Here is an 18,657-nt window from a genome sequence, read left to right on the forward strand (position 1 = left end):
ATGTAGAATGAGTTATGACAGAATCATCTGACAAGTCGTTATGTGAATGATATTGTCTATTTGTAATGATATTGTCTACTGACATTGAACGTATCGTATCTTCAACCATGCCAATACGGTCAGCATGAACAGATCATCTATACTGGTGAATATTTGGATGAGTTGGTTGTAAGCTCACGAGCGAAGAGGGAGTGTGAATGGCTACACAAAATAATGTTGATCGGGCGCAGTTTGATGAGGTCATGGTGCCTTGCTATAGCCCGATGGAAGTGATTCCGGTGAGGGGAAAAGGATCTCGGTTGTGGGATCAAGCAGAAAAAGAATATGTTGATTTTGCGGGAGGGATTGCGGTCAGTTGTCTGGGTCATTGCCACCCGGCGATGGTTGATGCATTGACTGACCAAGCTCAGAAGCTTTGGCATCTGAGCAATGTGATGACCAATGAGCCGGCATTACGTTTGGCAAAAAAACTGACAGAACTGAGTTTTGCTGAGAAAGTTTTCTTTGCTAATTCAGGCGCTGAAGCGAATGAAGCGGCACTAAAATTGGCCCGTCGTTGGGCTGCCGATCATTATGGCGCGGAAAAATCAGAAATTATTGCTTTTGAACAGGGATTTCATGGCCGGACATTTTTTACGGTGACGGTTGGCGGGCAATCGACTTATTCTGATGGCTTTGGTCCGAAACCCTCGGATGTTGTTCACCTGCCTTATAATGATTTGGCGGCATTCAAAGCTCAAATTTCAGATCGGACGTGTGCCGTAATGATGGAGCCATTACAGGGCGAAGGTGGGATTATTACGCCGACAGCAGAATTTATTCAGGCTGTCAGAGCGCTGTGTGACGAGCATAATGCATTATTGATTTTTGATGAAGTTCAGACCGGTAATGGCCGGACCGGTGACTTCTATGCATATCAGGGGACGAGCGTCACGCCGGATATTCTCAGTACTGCGAAATCGCTGGGCGGGGGATTCCCGATCGGTGCGATGTTAACGACGACGGCGATTGCATCTCACTTTAAGGTGGGTGTGCATGGCTCGACGTATGGCGGTAATCCACTTGCCTGTGCAGTGGCTGAAGCGGTGGTGAATATAACGTCTCAACCTCAGGTACTTGATGCCGTTAAAGAGAAAGAAGCGCTGTTCCGTGATGGATTAGAGCGGATTAATGCTAAATATCCGATATTCAGTGAGATTCGTGGTAAAGGCTTATTGCTCGGGGCGGTGTTAACCGAGGCGTGGCATGGCAGAGCGCGTGACATACTACAGGCTGCGGGTAAAGCCGGTGTGCTCGTTTTGGTCGCCGGGCCAAATGTGGTTCGCTTCACTCCGTCACTGGTGATTGAGGATGATGATATTCAGGAAGGTTTATTACGACTGGAAAAAGCCATTGCATCATTAACTTAGTTTCAATTTTAGCTCAGGTTCGCAACGATCCTGAGCTATGCTTATAGTCAGACTGGTTTCATTTCGAACTCAGGTTTTCAGGGAGAGATATCCATGCTTGTAGTTCGTCCCATAACAATGACTGACTATAATGCGCTCTATCATTGTGCGATAGAATCTGGTTACGGTTTTACATCACTGCCAGTCAATGAAGCGCTGTTGTCTCACCGCATTGAACATTCAGAAGCGAGTTTTGCAAAAACGGATGTCCAGTGTCCGACTGATGAGAGTTACTTGATGGTCGGGGTCGATAGCGAAAGTGGCCGGATTGCCGGCACAACCGCAATTGAAGCCTACGTCGGCTGGGATACGCCGTCTTATTCTTATCATATCAGTACCATTCTTCATTCTTCCCGTCGTTTGGGCGTCAACAAAGTCGTGAAATTACTGACACTTGGCAATAACTATATCGGGAGCTCAGAGTTGTGCACTCTATTTCTTTTACCCGAGTATCGCGCCGGTCTCAACGGACGCTTGATGTCAAAATGCCGCTTTCTGATGCTGGCGGAACACCGGGAACGTTTTGCTCAAACGATTATTGCTGAAATGAGAGGCGTCTCGGATGAACAGGGCAACTCTCCGTTCTGGCAATGGTTGCAGGAACATTTTTTTTCCATCGATTTTTCTCTGGCGGATTATTTAACGGGGTCGGGTCATAAAGGGTTCATTGCGGAACTGATGCCAAAATTACCGATCTATATCAATCTGCTCAGCCCTGAAGCCCAAGCCGTGATCGGGAAAGTCCATGACAAGACAAAACCTGCTTTAAAATTATTGGAAGAAGAAGGTTTCTCTTGCCGTAATTATGTCGATATTTTTGATGCGGGCCCGACGGTTGAATGTGACTTACGCCATATTGAGTCGGTCAGGCATTCGCTGTCTGCGACGGTCAAAGTGGCGCAGCATCAGAGTCGGCAGAAAGTGATACTCAGTAATACTTCATTTGAATTTTTTCGGGCGACGATTACTGAGGTCGATTTTCACCCGGAATCTGAGACTGTGATGATCACGCCTGAAGTTGCTCAGGCTTTGTTGATTCAGTCTGGTGATCGGGTTCGTTTTCTGATGATTCGTTAATCTCCTGAATCTGAAAACAGGAACGCGATGGCAGCCCAAGATCATTGATAAACAAGGAGGCGCTATGACGCCGGACTCATTGTTTGCCGCATTATGGCAAGATTATACAACCAGACTCTGTCCATCAGCGCAGCGGATTCATCAATTACTTCAGGAAGGTGAGCCGTTAAGCAATGATCATATTGCGCTGCGGACGTTTAATTTGCCACAAGTGTGCCTTGAGGTGATGGCTGAGCCATTTATTCGACTGGGATATGTATCGAAAGGGCATTATCAGTTTGAGCGAAAAATGTTAGCCGCGCAGCACTTTGAGCATCCGAATCCCAAGTTACCCAAAGTTTTCATCAGTGAATTGGAAGTTGAGCGCTGTTCTGAATCTTTGCAAAAGATTGTGAGAAGCCTGGTCTCCCATGTCCGGCCTGAGATGGTAGCTGATGCTAATTTCCTTTATGGCGGACGTTTGTGGCCCGTGTCACTCGAGCAATATTATTTGTTGGCCGAAGAAAGTGAGTATGCCGCTTGGGTTGCCGCACATGGTTATGGTGCGAACCATTTTACCGTGAGTGTGAATCAGTTGGCCCGCTTTAATCAGGTCGCGGACGTTAATGCTTATCTGCACCAGCATGATTTTGTGATCAATTCATCAGGTGGTGAAGTAAAAGGTTCACCTGCGCTATTTCTGGAACAGTCCTCAACCATGGCTGATCGGGTTGCAGTTGAATTTGATGAAGCGGAGTTGTTGGTTCCCGGTGGTTTTTATGAGTTTGCCAAACGTTATCCGATGAGCAATGGCATATTGTATCCCGGATTTGTCGAAGCTTCCGCGGACAAAATTTTTGAAAGTACTCATGCTCAAAGTACTCATACTCAAAGTACACATGGTCAGTGATGTATTATGTTTAATCGTAGCAAATAAAAGAGCCATCGCGAGGATGGCTCTTTTGTTGGTTCAAGCAGAAAAAATTATCTTGTACCGTAAACAACGATTGTTTTTCCGTGGGCTGAAATAAGGTTCTGCTCTTCAAGCATTTTCAAAATGCGACCAACGGTTTCACGAGAACAGCCGACAATCTGGCCGATCTCCTGACGAGTAATCTTGATTTGCATTCCGTCTGGATGCGTCATTGCATCGGGTTGTTTTGCCAGATTTAACAGCGTCTGGGCAATACGACCAGTCACATCCAGAAAAGCCAGATCACCGACTTTTTGGCTGGTGACTTGAAGGCGGCTTGCCATCTGTCCTGCCAAACGCATTAAAATGTCTGGGTTAACCTGAATTAACTGACGGAATTTTTTGAAGGAAATTTCTGCAACTTCGCAGGGAGATTTCGCTCTGACCCAAGCAGTCCGCTCTTGACCTTCTTCGAATAAACCAAGTTCACCGATGAAGTCACCCTGATTGAGATAGGAAAGGATCATCTCTTTTCCTTCTTCATCCTTGATCAGAACTGCAACAGATCCCTTCACGATGTAATAAAGCGTTTCCGCTTTTTCGCCTGCATGAATCAGCGTACTCTTTGAAGGGTATTTATGTATGTGACAATGTGAAAGAAACCACTCTAATGTTGGATCGGTTTGAGGTTTACCTAGAACCATAATATCTCTCTTCCTCTGCAGGGTATGCTTGCTGCTTTCCATGTTTTCGCGAAGCTTTTGAACTGAACACGTTTAAACTGAATATGTCCCCGAACTAAACACTTAGCATAAAAGCACTTGAGAAAGCCTGCAAGTTGTCTTCTGTTTCGGTATCAAATAGTATCCTTTTTCTTACACAATTTCTTGACTTTAATCGTGTCAGGACCGTGATTTAGTACGCAAAAACGTGCGCATGGTCACGGTATAGGAACTAAAAGAGCCCGATTCGTACCATTGAATCGTGATTAGCCAATTTTTCCTGTTTCAATCAATTGCTGGAGAATCGGACGAACTATCAACTCCATGGCAAAACTCATTTTCCCACCGGGGACGACAATCGTGTTATGGCATGACATAAATGAGCCATCAATCATTGCCAACAGGTAAGGGAAATCGACTTTTTTTATGCCGAGTAAGCGGATGACCACAAAACTCTCATCCAGACTTGGAATCCCTTTGGCACTCAATGGATTCGAGGTATCCACTGTCGGAACGCGCTGAAAGTTAATATGCGTCCGGGAAAATTGGGGCGTAATATAATTTAAGTAGTCATCCATTGAGCGAACGATAGAATCCATCACTGCTTCTCTGGAATGACCTCTGTCCCGGGTGTCCCGGACATATTTCTGGATCCACTCCAGATTGACGATCGGTACCATGCCAATGAGAAAATCGACATGTTGGGATACGTTGGTTTTGCCATCAACGACCCCCCCGTGGAGCCCTTCATAAAAGAGCACATTGGTATCATTGGGGAGATCCTGCCATGGCGTGAATGTTCCCGGCATCTGATTATAGGGAACCGCTTCATCAAATGTATGCAGATAGCGGCGAATTTTCCCCGTTCCGGTGCGGCCATACTCTCGGAAAAACTCTTCCAAAGTGGGAAAGTCGTTCGCTTGAGGACCGAAATAACTGATATGACGTCCTTGTTCTCTGGCCTTACGGATTTCGACGTCCATTTCCGGTCTGGTGAAACGGTGAAAACTGTCTCCTTCAACCCAAGCAGGCTTAATTCGCATCATATTAAACATTTTGCGAAAAGCTTCTGAAGTCGTCGTTGTTCCGGCGCCAGAAGAGCCGGTTACTGCAATAATCGGATGTTTTGCTGACATGACATACCTTGTCTTATCATTCCTTGTCGTGTACTCAATCAACCGATTTCACTATATCATGTAAATTGGTGCTGTCATCGGACAATTCATGAATTAACGATATCTGTTTTGTTGAATATCTACGGATTCGTGAAGCTCGGAATAGACGATCACCGCTTCTCCGGATTGAATCTGTTGTTTGATCTGAGCAATTTTCTCTTCAAGAGAGATTTCGTGCTCACCGTAGTCGGTTCCTTCTCGGAGGATAAACTCTCGGACCAGATTATCGAGTGTATCCGTTTCGAGCGTTTGCCAAGGAATAATCATGATGATGACTCTCTATACTATCACTCGGGGATTTCTGTATAGGGGGTATATTAACGGATTTTGTATGATGTTTCGCAATAATCATGATTTTTCATGCAAGTGATGATGATTCACGCTCGTGGTTGCTCACGCTTGTGGTTGCTTACAATCGTGGTTGCTTACAATCGTGAGTGCTCACGATAATAGTGAGGCAGCATCTCTTCCAACCAGAAACGAGGTTTGAGAAGCGTGCCACTCAAAAAGCCCACATGTCCGCCATGCTTCAGCAATTGATAATTGATCGTTTCAGGCAGTGGCTGGGTTGGAATCACGGCATCCGTCATGAATGGATCGTCTTGTGCGTGTAAAATGAGTGTTGGCAGACGAATTTGCCCCAGTTTCGACATGGCTGAACAGCGCTGATAGTAGTCTTGAGCATCGTAAAACCCGTGTAATGGGGCGGTGATCAAATCATCGAATTCTTGTAATGTTTTCAACCGGCGGATCAAGGATTGGGTGATAGGAATCGCTTGCCGTAGGGTACTGAATTTACGATGAGCATTCTGCTTGAGTGAGTTGAGGAGATAAGACTGATAGATGCGTGAAACCCCTTGATTGATACGGCTCGAACTGTCGCTCAAATCAAAGGGAGCAGAGATAATTGTCGCACTCTCGACAAGTGGTTGTTCGGCAAACTCCGCCAAATAATTTGCCAGCATATTGCCCCCGAGCGACACACCGGTAGCCATTTTGTAATTTGACGGAAAACGTTGATGGATTTGCTCCAGAAAATAGCGTGGATCGCTGGTTTCCCCGGAATGGTAAGCCCGGGGGCGGCGATTCGGTTGTCCGTTGCACCCACGAAAGTGCATCATGACAGATAACCAGCCTTGTTGAGCGAAAGCATACATTAAGCCGTTGGCATAAGGGCTGTGAAAACTGCCTTCCAGACCATGAAATAAAATAAACAGTGGTTTTGTCCGCGCGCTGGGCTGATCAGGATCTTCACTCCAAGCCAGACTCAAAATATCATCATCCGGTGTCGTCAGCGTTTCCCAGTGCGGTGAAAATAAAGGGGTACGTCGAACCCATCTGGGTAGCACAGTCTGAATGTGTGGTGCTGCACCGCCTGACGCTGGGTTGAATATCAGTAATCGATTTTGGCTCACGTTCTGTATCGTACTGCTCACCGCCATGATTTCCTCTATTTTTTGTGTTTGGTATGTGTCGATGAAAATGATGCGGGTTTTGCAAAGATCTGAGCCAGATGATCGGCTGCCAGTTCTTTACAATAGCGTTGCGTCATTAATTGTGAGTCGCCGGGCTGTAATCTGAGCTGATTCATACAATCAACCAGATCGGACTGTTGCTGTTTCTCCAGTTGTAGCTCAAATTGAAGCGACTCACGATAGAGTGTATCCGGTAGATGAACTTTGAGTTTTCTTCGCAGTTCCCGGTAGCTGTGTAGCAGCCCTTCGGTTGAGCTGATACAGCTCAGTACACGATGCCAGTCTTGTTGTTCAATACTGAGCTGCTGTTCATCGAGCCATTTCAGAAGTAAGAGTAAATTGACGTTACCGTGGTAGTTGTTTTGTAGGCTGAGACAGGCTTCTTTGACCTCTCGGACACTGTAATATTGCAAACTAAATTGCCAAAGTCGTTCCAGTGTCAGGGACGTCGATGTCTGAATCATAAAGTGTTGAACTCCTGTTCCATCTGTTCTAGGCGCTCTTGGTGTTCCATCCATTGAGACTCAACTTCCTCAAGGTCAGATTTACTTTGAGCCTGAAGCGCTAGTACCTGAGTAAGTTTAGCTTTATTCTGCGCGTCATACAGGGACGAATCGCCTAATTGCTGCTCTGCATCGCTGAGCGTTGTCTGTAATTTATCGATTTGCTGTTCTAATTGTGTCAGTTTCTTGCGAATTGGTGCGGTTTGCTGACGTAGTTCTGCTTCTTTACGTTTTTGTTCTTTTTTCGCCGTGGCACTGAATGGACTATCTTTAGTTGGCGTTTGTTCTTTTTTATCCTGTTTTTCTTGTTTTTGCTGATCGGTGAGCCAGCGGTAGTAATCGTTGAGATCACCATCGAATGCAGCCACTTTGGCATCATGCACCAGATAAAAGTCATCTGTGGTTGCCCGAAGCAGATAGCGATCGTGGCTGACGATGACCATCGCCCCTTCATAAGTTTGCAGTGCGAGTGTCAGTGCCTGACGCATATCGAGATCAAGGTGGTTGGTCGGTTCGTCCAGTAACAGGAGGTTTGGTTTCTGCCAGACGATCAATGCCAATACGAGTCGTGCTTTTTCGCCACCGGAGAAGGGCGCGACTTTTTCGAGGGCTTTATCGCCTTGAAAGCCGAAGCTACCGAGATAGTCTCTTAATTGTTGTTCGGTATAATTCGGAGCGATTTGCATTAAATGTTGTAAAGGGGTTTCTTCTGAATGAAGAGTTTCCAACTGATGCTGGGCAAAATAACCGATTTTAACCCCTTGAGAATAGGTTAGGGCACCACTCTGCGGCTGTAAATCTCCAGAGAGTAGTTTAATCAGCGTTGATTTCCCTGCTCCATTACGGCCAAGCAAACCGATACGACTGCCGGGCACCAGATTCAATTTGATCTGATTGAGAATTGCGACGTGATCATACCCGGCAGCCACTTCATCCATCATCAGAATCGGGTTCGGCAGAGCCGCCGGCTCTCTGAATTCAAAACTAAAAGGATTGTCCAATTGTGCGGGCAGCACTTTCTCCATTCGTTCTAGTGCTTTAATCCGACTTTGTGCCTGACGCGCTTTAGATGCCTTGTAACGAAAACGGTCGATATAGCTTTGCATATGAGAAATTTGCTTTTTCTGTTTCTGATACATAGCCTGCTGAAGAACCAGTTTTTCGGCTCTCTGATTCTCGAATGACGAATAATTACCGGTGTACTCGTTGAGTTGCTGATTCTCGATATGGATAATCCGGCCGATAATCGGATCAAGAAAATCTCGGTCATGCGAAATTAAGATCAGTGTGCCCGGATAACTCTGTAGCCAACGTTCCAGCCACATCACTGCGTCCAGATCCAAGTGGTTGGTCGGCTCATCGAGTAACAATAGATCTGAGCGACATAGCAATGCCTGAGCCAGATTCAGGCGCATCCGCCAGCCACCGGAAAATTGTGTCAAATGCCATTGCATCTGTTCTTGGCTGAATCCAAGACCATCCAGTAATTCAGACGCCCGGGCCCGAATACTGTAACCCCCGATCATTTCTAGATGACCGTGCAGTTCTGCGACCCGTGTCCCTTCTTCACGTTGCTCTGCCTGCTGCAACTGTTTTTCCAGCAGACGGTATTCCCGATCACCATCAATTACATATTCTATTGCGCTACGTTCGAGTGCCGGTGTCTCTTGTGCGACCCAAGCTAATTCCCATTGGGCCGGCATGTTGAATGAACCGGCATCAATACTGAGTTCATCTTTGAGTAATGCAAATAATGTTGACTTACCACAGCCGTTTTTACCGACCAGACCCACTTTATCGCCCGGATGGATTGTCGCTGAGGTTTGTTCTAAAAGCGGTTTGCCGCCACGTAATAACTGAATATCAGAAAAGGTAATCATAAAAATGTATCAGGTTGAAAACAAACTGCCCGAAATAGTAGGTGGATTGATGGCAAATGTCGATGATTAGCGGAGCACGACGGTTGGATCTGGCGGTGTATCTTTCTTGATTTTCATTATTTGTGTTTGTGTCAGCGAAAGTCTTGCCCGTCTATGATTTGAGATGATTTCCGGGTGAGACCATTATTATGGTAGAAATCGCAGGGAAGATTGGTACGGACAGATTACAATACGTTATGATTCAGTTAAATAGACAAAGGAGTGAAGTTAGTCATGACTGATACGGTTTCGTGTACCACCGAATGTCCCAAAGTGTTGGTGATCTTTGCTCATCCAGAGCCTCAGAGCTCGATTGTTAATCAGGTCTTGATTGGCGCGATCAAGTCGCTTGAGAATGTCACGATTCATGATCTTTATGCGACCTATCCGGATTTTTTTATCGATGTCGATGCTGAACAGAGTTTGTTGATGGCGCATGATGTGATTGTTTTTCAACATCCGCTTTATATGTACTCTTGTCCCGCGCTGCTGAAAGAATGGTTGGATCGGGTTTTATGCAAAGACTTTGCGTTTGGCTCTCAATGTGCGCTGGCCGGTAAGATCTGGCGGAGTGTGATTACCACCGGAGGGAAGAAGACGGCCTTTGGGAATAAAGGCTATAACAAATATCCGTTGGACGAGATTTTACAACCGTTCGAGCTGGTTGCCTCTCTTTGCCGCATGGCATGGTGTGAGCCATTGATCTTATACTGGTCTCGTAATGTCACTGAAACTGAAAGATACCAACATGCCGAATCTTACCGTCGGTGGCTGAGTGCTCCTGAGATGATGGGCACGCATAATTCTGAGGAGCAATAAATGGCAGCATTGACGAATGATTTTTTACAAAGTGGTGCTGTATTTCTGACCGCTGCTGCTATTGCTGTGCCGGTGGCCCAGCGAGCGGGGCTCGGGTCGGTGTTGGGATATTTATTGGCTGGTGTGGCGATCGGCCCTTGGGGACTGGGATTAATCAGTGATGTCGACGCGATTTTGCATTTTGCAGAATTTGGTGTGGTTTTATTGTTGTTTGTGATTGGGCTTGAACTCAATCCGAGCAAGCTTTGGCAAATGAAATCGCCGATTCTGGGGCTTGGTGGTGCTCAGGTTGTGGTGACCAGTGCCGTGTTAGGCAGTCTCATCCATTTTTTTGTCGGCAGTTGGCAGGTTAGTTTAGTGATGGGGATGGGATTAGCGCTTTCTTCTACAGCCATTGCTTTGCGCGTCATTGAGGAGCAGGAGTTGGAGCGCAGCGAAACCGGTCAATCCGGCTTTGCGGTATTGTTATTTCAGGATATTGCGGTCATCCCTATGTTGGCGCTGTTACCGATACTTGCCGGGAATTCAGCAGGAGAGTGGATTGATGCGCTCTGGATGCTATGTGGCATTGCCGGGTTGTTGGTGGGGGGACATTTTCTATTGAGCCCGTTATTTCGCTATATTGTGATGAGCGGTGTCCGGGAGTTGTTCACCGTTGCGGCATTATTGTTGGTCATTGGGATTGCATTACTGATGCAATTTTTAGGACTGTCCATGGCGTTGGGGACTTTTCTCGCCGGTGTGCTCTTGGCAGAAAGTGAGTTTCGTCATGAGTTGGAAGTGTCTATTGAGCCGTTTAAAGGGTTACTGCTCGGGCTCTTTTTTATTGCAATCGGCATGGCTGTTGACTTAGGACTGCTGATCAACCATCCATTACAAATTCTCGCAGCGGTGACTGTATTGGTTGCGGTTAAATGTGGAATCCTCTATTTATTGGCTCGGTTGTTCGGAACGCGTGCCAAAGCACGCAGCAGTATTGCTGCGATTCTGAGTCAGGGGGGCGAATTTGCTTTTGTCATTTTTACCGCGGCACAGTCTGAAGGTTTACTGCAAGCTGAGCAGACATCATTTTTGCTGGTGGTCGTCAGTTTATCGATGGTCACAACCCCTCTGTTGCTCAGTATTCAGAAACGTTGGTTTGCCCGGGAGTTCAACGCAGTCGATGATTTAGCGGTTGATGTCGAAAATAATGACCCGAGAGTGATTATTGCTGGGTTTGGTCGCTTCGGACAGGTTGTTGGCCGTTTGATGTTTGCCAATAAAATCAAAGTCACTATTCTTGAAAGTGATGCGAGTCAGATCAAACTGCTGCGCAAGTATGGTTATCAAGTCTTTTATGGTGATGCGACCAACTTGGAGTTACTCCGTTCTGCGGGCGCTGAAGATGCGGAAGCGATGGTCGTATGTACCGATGATCCGGATGAGGTGATGGCGATTGTTGCATTATGTCAGCATCACTTCCCGCAATTGAAAATTTTAGCGCGGGCACGCAGCCGGGTTGAAGCCTATCAATTGATGAATCATGGTGTCCCGCATTTCTCGCGAGAAACATTCTTGGGCGCGCTGGATCTGGGAAGGCAAACACTGATTGAATTAGGGATGCATCCCTATCAGGCAAAGCGGGCGGAATCACATTTTTGTCGTTTGGATAATGCGATGCTGGAAGAGCTGCTACCCATGCATAATGAAGGTAAGCAACTTTCGTTGCGTGCTAAGGAAGCTCGGCAAGAGTTGGAAGAAATATTTGGACGCGAGATGGAAAAAGATCATCAAGCGCGAGACTTTTGGGAAAGAGATCAGGATTAATTTGTGCGAGTCAAAAAACGTTTTATTGCCGGAGCCAGTTGTCCGCAGTGTCACACTGCCGATTCGCTTCGCTGGTGGGAAGATAATCATGTGGAGCATGTCGAATGTGTGGAATGTGATTATACCGAACAGAGAATGCCACGCTCCGTTGAGCAAAGTACACATGCGGAAGATACGATGATTGGAATTTTTAAACCGGACTAATTGAGGTTTACGAGAGACTTCTTCATAATATCGCCCAGTTCTCCAAGGATTTCGAATCACTTGGACAGATGCAATACGGTCACAATAGGTGACAAAATACACTCGATGCCTTGGAGCGTTTATGAAAATTGAAAAGAATGTTGTGGTGAGTTTAGCGTACCAACTCAAATTGGAAGACGGAGTTGTCGCTGATCAGTCAACCGCTGATGCCCCGCTTGATTACCTACATGGTCATCACAACCTGATCGTCGGCTTAGAGCGTGAACTTGAAGGTAAAGTTGCTGGCGATAAATTTACTGCAACAGTTGCACCTGCAGACGCATACGGTGAATACAATGATGACCTGGTTCAGCGTGTTCCGGCCGATGTTTTTCATGGTGTCGATCAACTTGAAGCGGGCATGCGTTTTCTGGCAGAGACAGATCAAGGTCAGATCCCTGTTGAAATTACAGAAGTTGATGGCGATGAAGTCGTTGTCGATGGTAACCACATGCTGGCTGGTCAAACACTGACGTTTGATGTTGAGGTGGTCTCGGTTCGCGCTGCGACAGATGAAGAAGTTGCTCATGGGCATATTCATCAAGGCGGCGATAGTTGTGGACATGATCACGGTGAAGAAGGTAGCTGTGACGGAAATGGCGGGTGTGGCTGCCATTAATTGTCCTGATTCGTTTCACTGAATCTAAATGGAAACACCTGCCGTTTTGTGCAGGTGTTTTTTTATGGTCTGAGGGATATATGAAGAAACCTTTTGCGATTGCAATCCATGGCGGTGCCGGCTCGATTTCACGTTCTCAAATGACGGATGAAATACAGCGAGCTGTAGAGCGGGCGTTAGATCAAGCTGTTTCTCAGGGACATCAATTATTAGCTCAGGGCGCAAGTGCTGTTGATGCGGTTGTCTGTGCTGTCAGAATTCTTGAGGACTCTCCTCACTTTAATGCGGGCAAAGGCTCTGTCCTGACGACAAAAGAGATGGTCGAAATGGATGCGGCAGTGATGTGTGGTGAAGCTCGACAAGCTGGCGCTGTTGCCGGAGTGCGTCATATCAAAAATCCAGTGAGACTTGCCAGAGATGTGATGCAGCAGAGTGAGCATGTGATGTTCATGGGTGAAGGGGCGGAAGAATTCGCAGCAAAGCTTGGCTATGACTACACCGAACAGGATTACTTTTTTACTGACAGACGTTATGAACAACTGTTAGCTATGAAAACTGAAGGGCGTGTCGCGCTGTCTGAGTCCAGTTATCCTGATGATCATAAATTCGGTACCGTTGGCGCGGTTGCACTGGATCAGAGTGGCAACCTTGCTGCTGCAACGAGTACCGGTGGTATCACCAATAAACGGTATGGACGCATCGGAGATTCTCCGATTATCGGTGCTGGAACTTATGCAGAAAACCACAATGTCGCCATCTCTGCGACCGGCATGGGAGAAGCCTTTATTCGTTGTTGTGTTGCCAGTGATATTGCTGCGCGAATGCGTTACTTACAGGAAGATGTACATACTGCTTGCACTGCGGTTATCCAAGGCGAGGTTAAAACGTTAGGTGGGGAAGGCGGCGTGATTGCAATTGACCAATCCGGGGAGATTCATTTCGGCATGAACTGTACGGGTATGTATCGGAGTTGTATCGATATTCATGGCAGAAAGCAGGTTAAAATATACGCAGATTAGGTGTGGGAAGGTCTTTTACGCAAACGATTTCTTTTTGATTCTAAAATCGAACAAAGAGCTTTTTTTTATGAATTTTTTATGCTTAAAAAATGACTGCATCATCCAACATTCGGTGGTAGAATCCATTTTTAACCAGCAATCAGATTTGGAAAGATGGGAAATAACGTTGTCGTACTAGGCACCCAATGGGGTGATGAAGGTAAAGGGAAAATTGTTGATCTGCTTACTGAAGATGCAAAGTATGTTGTCCGTTATCAGGGCGGCCACAATGCAGGTCATACTCTGGTCATTGATGGTGAGAAAACCGTTCTTCACTTGATTCCATCCGGTATTCTCCGCGAACACGTAAAATGCATTATCGGAAATGGTGTTGTACTTTCACCAGATGCACTTTTAAAAGAAATGGGAGAGCTTGAAGCTCGAGGCATTCCAGTTCGTCAACGTCTTTCTATTTCTGAAGCTTGTCCACTCATTTTGCCCTACCATATTGCACTGGATCAGGCTCGCGAATCAGCTCGTGGCACGAAAGCTATCGGTACAACCGGACGTGGTATCGGTCCTGCTTATGAAGATAAAGTTGCACGTCGCGGTTTACGTGTCGGAGACTTGTTCGATCGCACCACTTTTGCAGCCAAACTACAGGAAGTCATGGCGTATCATAACTTCCAGTTGGTCAACTTCTATAAAGTTGAACCCGTGAGTTACGATGAAGTTCTGGAACAGGTCATGGGTTATGCTGACGTATTAACATCAATGGTTATTGATGTGACTGATTTACTGGATACAGCGCGTAAGCGCGGTGACAAAATCATGTTTGAAGGGGCGCAGGGAACCCTTCTGGATATCGACCACGGGACTTATCCATATGTAACCTCATCCAATACGACCGCAGGCGGTGTTGCTGCCGGTTCTGGTTTCGGTCCTTGTCATCTCGGATATATTCTTGGTATTGCCAAAGCGTATTGTACACGCGTTGGTGCCGGTCCTTTTCCGACCGAGTTGAATGACGAGACGGGTGAGTATCTGGGAACCAAAGGACAGGAATTTGGTGCAACAACCGGACGTAAGCGTCGTTGTGGATGGTTTGATGTTGTTGCGATGCGCCGCGCAATTCAAATCAACTCGATTACCGGCTTCTGTATGACGAAGCTAGATGTCTTAGATGGTTTAAAAGAGATCAAAATCTGTACTGGTTACCAAATGAAAGATGGTTCGATCGCTGAAGTTTCTCCAATGGCGGCTGATGCTTACGATCACGTGACACCAATTTATGAAACAATGCCAGGTTGGTCTGAAAGTACATTCGGTGTCAAAAAGCTTGAAGATTTGCCTCAGGCTGCATTGAACTACGTTCAGCGCATCGAAGAATTAACCGGTGTACCTGTCGATCTAATTTCAACCGGCCCGGACCGGAATGAAACGATTATCAAAGTTCATCCGTTCAGTGTTGCATAATACTCAATACGACTTCATTATCAGAGCCGGTCTTTAACGACCGGCTTTTTGCTTTTTTAGAGATTGTTATGTACAGTTGCATTGTACAAAAAATCGACAGCAACTTTCTCCTAAAGTCATTTGTTCGTCTGCCGATACGGTATTTAAGCCCTAGTCAAAGTGGGTGATATTGTTAAGCGATCGTTCAAAAAAGAGTATGTATATGAGGCTACTAAGCGTAGCAGCTTCGTTGTTAATGATGATGTTGAGCGTTTCAGTCAATGCTACTGTCGCTGATGTCGGGCCACCAGTCCAAATTTATTCCGAAGCTGAGTTAATTCAACTGATCGAACAGAATAAGCATCTGGAGCGAGTGAAAGCTGATAAGTGTCAGCTGGTTGAAGATATCATTGCCCGAGCTACGCGGATCAATTTACCATCGTATGAATTCTTGTATGGTGATATGTTGGCATGGGGCGTGTGTGTCGATCAGGACGCTGAACTGGGTTTGTATTATATGGAAGCCGCAGCCAGTCAGGGATTGCCGGCAGCGCTTGAGCAACTCGGTCGCTATTACGCTGAAGGTGTACTTGTTCAGCAAAATCGTGAGCGCGCAATTGTGTATCTGAGAGAAGCCTCCGCTATGGGCAATTTGAAAGCCCGTGTGAAATTGGCTGAATTATTACTCCGGGATTATGGCAGCCCGCTTGATTATGAAGACGCTTATCGATGGCTATATCATTCCGTTACAGCTGATACGCGTATGCACAAACGTATTGCGATGTTACGTCAGGGACTTGAACAGCGTATGCCAGAGAATATTATTGCCCGGGCGAAAATGAGAGAAACGCTTTGGTAGCACTATATCGTGATGCGTTCATTTCTGTTAAAATTTATTGAAAACTTCCTTAGTTTAACCACCTGATTTTTGAAGAAATCACAACTTCCCGCTAATATATCTTCAATAAGCTATATTCATGCTTTCTGAATCGTCATTTAAAAATGGTTGATTCAGGCAGTATTTTAAGAGATTACCTTCTTCCTTAGGACGACTTATGTCTGACACTACTCAAAACGATCCGTTTGCTGATCGTGAAGCAAATAATTATGACAACCCAATTCCCAGTCGCGAATTTATTTTGGAATTTCTCGCTCAGGCGAATGTTCCGATGAATCGCAATGACCTGTTCGAAGTGTTACAACTTTCAGGAGAAGAACAATACGAAGGGTTAAGAAGACGTTTGAGAGCCATGGAAAGGGATGGACAACTGGTCTTCACGCGCCGCCAGTGCTATGCACTGCCGGAAAAACTGGAAATGATTAAAGGGTATGTCATCGGTCATAAAGATGGATATGGCTGGGTCAGACCGGAGGGCGTCCGGGGGAGAGATGAGGATATTATACTGCCACATCATCAGATGAGAACGCTGATTCATGGGGACTATGTGCTGATTCAACCGAATGGCACGGATAAAAGAGGTCGAAAAGAAGGTCGTTTGGTCAGGATATTAGAAGAAAGAAACGGCCAGATTGTGGGGCGATTCTTCTTTGAACATGGGTATTCTTACGTCGTACCGGATGACTCCCGGATCAGTCATGATATCTTGATTCCCGATGAAGCTCGCGCCAGCGCTCGAATGGGCAATGTCGTTGTTATCGAGATTACAGATCGAGGCAGCCGCTCTCGTGGCATGATGGGGAAGGTGAGTGATGTACTTGGTGAAAGTATGGCGCCCGGTATGGAGACTCAGATTGCGATTCGAACCCATCAGATTCCTCATGAGTGGCCGGAAGCGGTCGAACAACAAGTGAAGCAGTTTAGTGAAGACGTCCCAGAAGAAGCGAAACAGGGGCGGGTAGATTTGAGAACGTTGCCACTGGTTACGATTGATGGTGAAGATGCCCGAGACTTTGATGATGCTGTCTATTGTGAGGCCAAAAAAGGCGGTGGTTGGCGTCTCTGGGTTGCGATTGCCGATGTGAGTTATTATGTCAGAACCGATTCTGCCCTTGATAAAGAAGCGATCAATCGTGGTAATTCGGTCTACTTTCCATCTCAGGTTGTGCCGATGTTACCGGAGGTTTTGTCAAACGGGCTCTGCTCTCTGAATCCACAGGTTGATCGGTTATGTATGGTTTGTGAGATGACCATCTCGGCAACAGGGAAACTCTCAAGCTATAAACATTACGAAGCGGTTATGAACTCTCATGCGCGACTGACCTATAACAAAGTTGCCGCGATTTTAGCGGGTGAAGAGGAACTTCGTGAGCGTTATGAACCGTTAGTCCCTCATCTGGAAGAGTTATACCGGATGTATCAGGTTCTGAAAAGTGAGAGAGAGAACCGAGGCGCAATCGAATTTGAAACGGTAGAAACGAAGTTTATCTTTAATGCTGAGCGGAAAATTGAGCGGATTGAACCGTTAGTCCGTAATGACGCTCATAAAATCATCGAAGAGTGCATGATTCTGGCGAATATTGCATCGGCTTCTTTGGTTGAAAAAATGAAAGAACCTGCCTTATTCCGAATTCATGAAACTCCGGGAGAAGAGCGCTTGGTAGGATTTCGCGATTTTCTCGGCGAATTGGGACTGAATTTGACAGGTGGATTAGAACCTACTCCGACAGATTATGCCACTTTAATGAAACAAGTCGCGAATCGCCCCGATCATGAACTGATCCAAACCATGTTACTCCGCTCGATGAAGCAAGCCGTGTATAATGCAGACAACGGTGGTCACTTTGGGTTAGCGTTGAAACGTTACGCGCACTTTACTTCCCCGATCCGCCGTTATCCTGATTTGTTATTGCATCGTGCAATTAAATATCTTATTGCCAAAGAGAAGGGACAAAATCAGGATCGTTGGACGCCAACAGGGGGATATCATTATTCATTCGATGATATGAACTATTATGGTGAACAGTGTTCAATGACAGAGCGCCGCGCAGATGATGCAACACGAGAAGTATCCGACTGGCTGAAATGTGAATATATGCAAGATCATGTCGGTGAGGTGTTGGATGGTGTGATTGCTAATGTCACTGGGTTTGGATTTTTTGTTCGTTTGACTGAGTTACATATTGATGGTCTGGTGCATATTTCCAGCTTGGCAAATGATTACTATCAGTATGACCCGATTGGTCAACGCCTGATTGGTGAAAGTTTCGGATTGATTTACCGACTAGGCGATGCTGTCAAAGTTAAAGTTCAGGCCGTGAATCTGGATGAACGTCATATTGACTTTGAATTAGTCGAGACAAGTCGTAAGCTACGCGGTGAAGGGAAAACAGCCAAGAAACGCGAAGCAGAAGCAAAACAAGGGAAAAAAGGGGCACCCCGACGTCGAGGAAAAGCGATACCGAGTACTGAACCGGTGAAAAATCCTAATAATGAAAATGATCGGAATAAAACGGTCAAAAAGAAAAGCAAGACTGAGAACGTCCGTAAGAAAAAATCGCGTCTTCGTCAATCAAAATCAGCCAAGACTGACAAATGATAGGTAACA

The 18,657-nt window shown here is 46.1% G+C and carries 17 protein-coding genes; 11 read left to right on the forward strand and 6 right to left on the reverse strand.

Annotation, left to right across the window (positions count from 1 at the left end; translation table 11 throughout):
- The first annotated feature begins 197 nt into the window (after positions 1-197).
- The 3 genes from OCU60_RS01665 (at position 198) to OCU60_RS01675 (ending at position 3,414) form a co-directional block, all read left to right on the forward strand.
- Positions 198-1,409, forward strand: a complete 1,212-nt coding sequence (locus OCU60_RS01665; protein WP_074372155.1) for an aspartate aminotransferase family protein — start codon at positions 198-200, stop codon at positions 1,407-1,409.
- A 93-nt stretch (positions 1,410-1,502) separates the two neighbouring features.
- Complete coding sequence (astA, locus tag OCU60_RS01670) at positions 1,503-2,525, forward strand: arginine N-succinyltransferase (RefSeq protein WP_074372154.1); 1,023 nt, start codon at positions 1,503-1,505, stop codon at positions 2,523-2,525.
- A gap of 64 nt (positions 2,526-2,589) precedes the next feature.
- Entirely contained in the window at positions 2,590-3,414 is an 825-nt protein-coding gene (locus OCU60_RS01675; protein ID WP_074372153.1) for a DUF1338 domain-containing protein, read from the forward strand.
- Positions 3,415-3,488: 74 nt separating this feature from the next.
- Here OCU60_RS01675 and crp read toward each other — a convergent pair whose 3' ends face one another.
- The 6 genes from crp to OCU60_RS01705 form a co-directional block, all read right to left on the reverse strand.
- The gene (crp, locus tag OCU60_RS01680; RefSeq protein ID WP_038179153.1) at positions 3,489-4,121 is read right to left on the reverse strand and encodes a cAMP-activated global transcriptional regulator CRP; all 633 of its coding nucleotides are present in this window, start codon (positions 4,119-4,121) and stop codon (positions 3,489-3,491) included.
- 284 nt (positions 4,122-4,405) lie between these two features.
- Positions 4,406-5,275 (reverse strand): phosphoribulokinase, encoded by an 870-nt coding sequence (locus OCU60_RS01685; protein WP_074372152.1) that lies wholly within the window; start codon positions 5,273-5,275, stop codon positions 4,406-4,408.
- A 93-nt stretch (positions 5,276-5,368) separates the two neighbouring features.
- Positions 5,369-5,581 (reverse strand): YheU family protein, encoded by a 213-nt coding sequence (locus OCU60_RS01690; RefSeq protein ID WP_074372151.1) that lies wholly within the window; start codon positions 5,579-5,581, stop codon positions 5,369-5,371.
- 158 nt (positions 5,582-5,739) lie between these two features.
- Positions 5,740-6,756, reverse strand: coding sequence for a hydrolase (locus OCU60_RS01695; protein WP_074372150.1), 1,017 nt, complete (start codon positions 6,754-6,756; stop codon positions 5,740-5,742).
- 8 nt (positions 6,757-6,764) lie between these two features.
- Positions 6,765-7,253, reverse strand: a complete 489-nt coding sequence (locus OCU60_RS01700; protein WP_074372149.1) for a TIGR02444 family protein — start codon at positions 7,251-7,253, stop codon at positions 6,765-6,767.
- Positions 7,250-9,172: an ABC transporter ATP-binding protein gene (locus OCU60_RS01705; protein WP_074372148.1), complete on the reverse strand. Its 1,923-nt coding sequence runs from the start codon at positions 9,170-9,172 to the stop codon at positions 7,250-7,252. The genes OCU60_RS01700 and OCU60_RS01705 overlap by 4 nt, the downstream gene beginning before the upstream one ends.
- A 273-nt stretch (positions 9,173-9,445) precedes the next feature.
- Between OCU60_RS01705 and kefG the strand changes: the two genes are divergently transcribed.
- The 8 genes from kefG to rnr all read left to right on the forward strand — a co-directional run bounded on the left by kefG (position 9,446) and on the right by rnr (position 18,648).
- Positions 9,446-10,030, forward strand: a complete 585-nt coding sequence (gene kefG, locus OCU60_RS01710) for a glutathione-regulated potassium-efflux system ancillary protein KefG (protein WP_074372147.1) — start codon at positions 9,446-9,448, stop codon at positions 10,028-10,030.
- Positions 10,031-11,836, forward strand: coding sequence for a glutathione-regulated potassium-efflux system protein KefB (kefB, locus tag OCU60_RS01715; protein WP_074372146.1), 1,806 nt, complete (start codon positions 10,031-10,033; stop codon positions 11,834-11,836). It abuts the gene before it with no gap.
- A gap of 3 nt (positions 11,837-11,839) precedes the next feature.
- Positions 11,840-12,040, forward strand: a complete 201-nt coding sequence (locus OCU60_RS01720; RefSeq protein ID WP_074372145.1) for a YheV family putative zinc ribbon protein — start codon at positions 11,840-11,842, stop codon at positions 12,038-12,040.
- Between the two features lie 121 nt (positions 12,041-12,161).
- A complete protein-coding gene (gene slyD / locus OCU60_RS01725; protein ID WP_074372144.1) occupies positions 12,162-12,698 on the forward strand; it encodes a peptidylprolyl isomerase in 537 nt (178 codons plus the stop codon).
- An 80-nt stretch (positions 12,699-12,778) separates the two neighbouring features.
- The gene (locus tag OCU60_RS01730) at positions 12,779-13,717 is read left to right on the forward strand and encodes an isoaspartyl peptidase/L-asparaginase family protein (protein WP_074372365.1); all 939 of its coding nucleotides are present in this window, start codon (positions 12,779-12,781) and stop codon (positions 13,715-13,717) included.
- Positions 13,718-13,870: 153 nt separating this feature from the next.
- Positions 13,871-15,172 carry an adenylosuccinate synthase gene (locus OCU60_RS01735; protein WP_074372143.1) on the forward strand — a complete coding sequence of 434 codons (1,302 nt, stop codon included), beginning with the start codon at positions 13,871-13,873 and terminating at the stop codon, positions 15,170-15,172.
- 202 nt (positions 15,173-15,374) lie between these two features.
- Positions 15,375-16,010 carry a flagellar protein MotX gene (motX, locus tag OCU60_RS01740; RefSeq protein WP_074372142.1) on the forward strand — a complete coding sequence of 212 codons (636 nt, stop codon included), beginning with the start codon at positions 15,375-15,377 and terminating at the stop codon, positions 16,008-16,010.
- A gap of 196 nt (positions 16,011-16,206) precedes the next feature.
- Positions 16,207-18,648: a ribonuclease R gene (rnr, locus tag OCU60_RS01745; RefSeq protein ID WP_074372141.1), complete on the forward strand. Its 2,442-nt coding sequence runs from the start codon at positions 16,207-16,209 to the stop codon at positions 18,646-18,648.
- Positions 18,649-18,657 lie beyond the last annotated feature (9 nt).

It is taken from the genome of Vibrio spartinae (assembly GCF_024347135.1).
In the GTDB taxonomy this organism is placed as follows: Bacteria; Pseudomonadota; Gammaproteobacteria; order Enterobacterales; family Vibrionaceae; genus Vibrio; species Vibrio spartinae.